At 43.3% G+C, this 1,691-nt stretch carries 1 protein-coding gene and 1 pseudogene; both read left to right on the top strand.

The features are described 5' to 3' along the window. A pseudogene (locus tag A3739_RS30165) lies at positions 1-597 on the top strand (hypothetical protein); the annotation flags it as partial. A 61-nt stretch (positions 598-658) separates the two neighbouring features. Beyond that, positions 659-1,691: exodeoxyribonuclease I (gene sbcB, locus A3739_RS20545; protein ID WP_068502620.1), on the top strand; the 1,033-nt coding region annotated here is incomplete at its 3' end.

Raw genomic sequence — 1,691 nt, 5'->3', positions numbered from 1 at the left:
TCATCTAAAGTTCAGCTTGATGGTAATACCTATGACGTGAATGAAATTATTCCGTTTGAGCTGAATGATCCATATTTTGAAATTGCACGAGACGACAATAATGAGCTGATCGGTTTTCGTATTGGTTTTGGCGAAGCGAGAGGTCAGTTGTCTGGCGATTTTGGAAGTATTTCAGGCAATGTTGAGATGGACATTGTTGATGACTTTGGAACTCGTTACGAGTCGCAGCTTCTGAATGCGGCAGGTGATGCTGATAACTCTAGATCAACAAATTTCGGTGTGGCTCGCGAATTTACCGGTGGTACGACAGATTGCTCAACAGGCTGGTATTGCTATGACTTAGGTGATTTCAAAACACTTGATATTGGTGAGCGAAACGCCGACACAGGTGCAGTGGAATACACTGAAGACTTCTTTATTGGCTTCCAGAAACAAGCGACGGAATGGATGACTTCAGACGGATCGCTTAATACAGATCTAGGCGCTTTCATTAACCTACCGACGGCGATGCAGATCGATATGAATAGTGGTTTGAATGCAGGCGGTACGGATCGTGTCCGATTAGAATATATCGATCGCGGAAACGGTTTATTCTAACTTCATCTTCGTCTTCTACGCGTTTACTATTAGGTCCTAATTATTTCTAGGCCTAACCTCTATGCAAACTATATTTTGGCACGACTACGAAACGTTTGGTGCTGACCCTCAAAGAGATCGACCATGCCAGTTTGCTGGTGTAAGAACGGATCTCGAACTCAATATCATCGAAGAGCCCGTTACTATCTTCTCACAGCCAACAGAAGATTATCTGCCTTCTGTTCAAGCGTGTCTGGTCACTGGTATCACTCCACAAAAAGCAATGGCAGAGGGTGTTTCAGAAGCTCAGTTTGCAAAAAACATTTCGGAAATCTTTTGTCAGGCAGAAACCTGCGTTGCGGGTTACAACAGTGTCCGATTTGATGATGAGGTGAGCAGAAACCTGTTTTATCGCAACTTTTATGATCCTTATGAAAGAGAGTGGAAAAACGGGAATTCTAGGTGGGACATTATTGATGTTGTTCGGCTTGCTTATGCTTTACGTCCTGACGGTATTAATTGGCCTACTGGCGATGATGGCAAGGTGTCCTTCCGACTAGAGAAGTTAACAGAAGCAAATGGCATCGCGCATGAGGCTGCGCACGACGCTATGTCTGATGTGTATGCCACGATTGAACTAGCCAAATTGATTAAGCAAAGGCAGCCAGCTTTATACAAATTTGCATTCGATATGCGCAGTAAGACCGCAGTCCAAAATTTTCTGGATCAGCATCAAGGGCAACCGTTTTTGCATGTATCGTCAAAAATTGCCGTAGATAAGGGTTGTATAGGGATGATGTATCCGTTGATGCCGCATCCTACTAATAAAAATGCAATTATTGCTTTTGACCTTCGTCAGAACCCCAATGTTCTTCTTCAGCATTCATCCGATGAGATCAAGGCGCTGTTGTATAAAAAAACTGAACTAGATAGTTCAGGTAACCCAGTAAATATTCGTCCTGCTTTGAAGTTAATTCATTTGAATAAATGCCCAATGCTCGCGCCAGCGTCAATGATTAAGGTCATTCCCGAAGAGCGTTTAAAGGCTTGGGGGATGGATCTCGATCTTATGAGAGAGCATGTGAAGCTTCTTAAAGCAGATATGTCGGCTTTTT

Source organism: Oleiphilus sp. HI0067 (assembly GCF_001635735.1).
This window is presented reverse-complemented; position numbering and strand designations above follow the sequence as displayed.